The organism is Hominisplanchenecus faecis, from assembly GCF_020687205.1.
GTDB classification, from domain to species: domain Bacteria; phylum Bacillota; class Clostridia; order Lachnospirales; family Lachnospiraceae; genus Hominisplanchenecus; species Hominisplanchenecus faecis.
Genome location: NZ_JAJEQE010000092.1, coordinates 1 through 2,759, shown reverse-complemented (window position 1 = coordinate 2,759; position 2,759 = coordinate 1). Strand labels below are relative to the sequence as shown.

Here is a 2,759-nt window from a genome sequence, read left to right as displayed (position 1 = left end):
GGCGGGACTTGAACCCGCACGGTATTGCTACCACAGGCACCTGAAGCCTGCGCGTCTGCCAATTCCGCCACTTCCGCGTATTGTTTCTGTGAAGCTGACTCGCAACTCACAACGCATATACTACTACATGGATTGACGTTTGTCAACACTTTTTTTTGAAAAAATTAAAAATATTATGAACCATTTATGATAATATCCTGATATACCACAAAGGAAAATGTCCCAATGTAGTATAATGCTTCCATAAACAGATGGAGGTAACGATTGTCAGAAAGGTAAAATTATTAATGGGCGAACAAAAGAAATATCAGGGGGGATAATCGGGTTGCCAAAAGAAACAGAAAATTCTATAATAGTGGTGTCAAAATAAAAACCACGACATCAGGATCTGCCGGTACGGAAAGTGACGGCGGTATCCGAAGTGAAAAAGACAGACGACAGGAGGGAGAATGAAAAATGATCGTGATTGTTTGCACAGAAGACAGAGGTGGCATGCTTTTTAACAACAGAAGGGTATCAAAAGACCGGACGGTGATCCAAAAGATCCTGGAGTTGTCAGAAGGAAAGAAGCTCTGGATACATCCGTTTTCTGAAAAACTTTTTGAGCAGGAACATCCGGAAAACTGTTGCGTGGATGAAAATTTTCTGGAAAAAGTAGGAGAAGGAGATATCTGTTTTGTTGAAAATCAGTCACTGAAGGGAATGGAGGGGCAGATTGAAAAACTGATCGTGTTTGGATGGAACCGGGCGTATCCGTTTGACTTTAAACTGGATCTGGATCTGGAACAGATGGAAAAAACGGCGGAAGAGGAATTTGCCGGATATTCTCACGAAAAGATCACACGGTTACAGTACAGGAAGAAAGACCGTGCATGAGAAAGAATTGTTGAAGAAGAGGGCAGAGAGGCTCTTGGAGAAAGAGCGTGCATAAAGAGTAAGCGTTACAGAAGTAAAAAAGAAAGGCTTGAAAAAGATGAAAGACAACAGAAAGAAAAGAAAAAGATTTCTTCCCATTTGGTTTTTGCTGATTGCATTGCTGATCGGAGGTTGCGGATCGGAAACGGAGAGCCGGCAGACAGATGCCATAATGCAGCAGACACTGACGGAAACAGCAGATACGATGGAAGAAACACAGGAGCAAAGAGCAGTCGTTGCTTCGGATGAAACAGAAAGTGCCGCGAAAACGCAGGATGAGATAACGGACTATGCGACGGAAAAAAGTTCAGTGCTTACCATGGACGAGATCCCGGCCTTTGCGGATGCACCGTATGTGGTGATCGATGATAATGAACCGGATTTTCAGGAAAGTGATTATTCGGAAACATCGTATGAATATTACAGTGATTTGGATGAACTGGGCAGATGCGGTGTGGCAGTTTCAAATATCGGAAAAGATCTGATGCCAACGAAAAAACGCGGTTCGATCGGAAAAGTAAAACCGAGCGGCTGGCATACAGTAAAATACGATTTTGTAGACGGCAAATATCTTTATAATCGTTGCCATTTGATCGGCTATCAGCTGACAGCGGAAAATGCCAACGAAAAGAATCTGATCACCGGTACGAGATACATGAATGTGGACGGGATGCTGCCGTTTGAAAATATGGTGGCTGATTACATCAAAGAAACAGGCAACCATGTTCTGTATCGCGTGACACCGATCTATACAGGAGACAACCTGGTGGCGGACGGCGTGGAGATGGAAGCGAGGTCAGTAGAAGATGATGGCGACGGTATCTGTTATCATGTATTTGTGTACAACGAACAGCCGGGTGTTGCGATCGACCATGCGACAGGAGAAAGTCATCTGGCAGAAGATGCTGAAGTTTATGCAAGTCAGGCAGGGTCGGGTGATGAACGTGCAGAAGAAATTCAGACGGAAGCACCGGCAGAACAGACACAGGTTCAGGAACAGGCTGCAGCGGCGAGCGAGTATATCCTTAATACCAATACGATGAAATTTCATCGTCCAAGCTGTTCCAGCGTGAATCAGATGAGTGACAGCAACAAGTGGGCCTACAACGGAACCAGAGAAGAAGTACTGAATATGGGATACGAGCCGTGCAAACGGTGCAATCCATAAAAGTGTATCCGATGTGAGGTACCTTCCATTTTGCCAGATGCCAGGGGAACACAAAATCGTTGCAAAAATATGAAAAATAGAAAAAATTAAAAAAATTTCAAAAAAGGGGTTGACGAAAGGAGGGTAAGGTGCTATACTCTCCAGTGTCAAGCAGTTGTGGCGGAATTGGCATACGCGCTAGACTAAGGATCTAGTCTGGGATAACTGGGTACGGGTTCAAGTCCCGTCAACTGCATAAGAGAGTTCGATAGAAATCGAACTCTTTTTTCTTTTTGACGAGAGAAATAATGTAAAGAGAAAGTGCATTCGTGATTCTGTCAGGTAAATATCAGAAAAAAGAAAACGGTCTTTTATATCAGATACCTGAATGGATATAGGATCAAACACAGTAAGTTGTCTGAATCGTAGGAAAAATACAAAAAATATAAAAAAATCAAAAAATACTGTTGACAACCACAGAAACCTGTGGTATAAATATAGCTGTGATGCGGAAGTGGCGGAATTGGCAGACGCGCAGGCTTCAGGTGCCTGTGGTAGCAATACCGTGCGGGTTCAAGTCCCGCCTTCCGCACTTTTTTTATCTTAGTCGGAGAAGACTTCCACTTCTATAAGTGGCGAGCAACAAATTTGTCTTAGTGGGAGTGCAATCTCCGACTAAGATAAACGCTCCGCGAGA

The 2,759-nt window shown here is 43.7% G+C and carries 2 protein-coding genes and 3 tRNA genes; 4 read left to right on the top strand and 1 reads right to left on the bottom strand.

Annotated features, from left to right (window positions below; genetic code table 11):
• Window positions 1–69 (bottom strand) — tRNA-Leu (locus LKD42_RS14915).
• A gap of 387 nt (window positions 70–456) precedes the next feature.
• Between LKD42_RS14915 and LKD42_RS14910 the strand changes: the two genes are divergently transcribed.
• From LKD42_RS14910 to LKD42_RS14895, 4 genes are all read left to right on the top strand, one after another.
• Window positions 457–876, top strand: a complete 420-nt coding sequence (locus LKD42_RS14910; RefSeq protein WP_248836152.1) for a ribonuclease Z — start codon at window positions 457–459, stop codon at window positions 874–876.
• 145 nt (window positions 877–1,021) lie between these two features.
• Window positions 1,022–2,083: a DNA/RNA non-specific endonuclease gene (locus LKD42_RS14905; protein ID WP_248836151.1), complete on the top strand. Its 1,062-nt coding sequence runs from the start codon at window positions 1,022–1,024 to the stop codon at window positions 2,081–2,083.
• Window positions 2,084–2,233: 150 nt separating this feature from the next.
• Window positions 2,234–2,318 (top strand) — tRNA-Leu (locus tag LKD42_RS14900).
• Between the two features lie 252 nt (window positions 2,319–2,570).
• A tRNA-Leu gene (locus tag LKD42_RS14895) sits at window positions 2,571–2,654 on the top strand.
• Window positions 2,655–2,759: the final 105 nt, after the last annotated feature.

Excerpts from the sequence above, each read along its gene's own strand:
- LKD42_RS14910 (WP_248836152.1), top strand. The coding sequence starts at position 457 with ATGATCGTGATTGTTTGCACAGAAGACAGAGGTGGCATGCTTTTTAAC.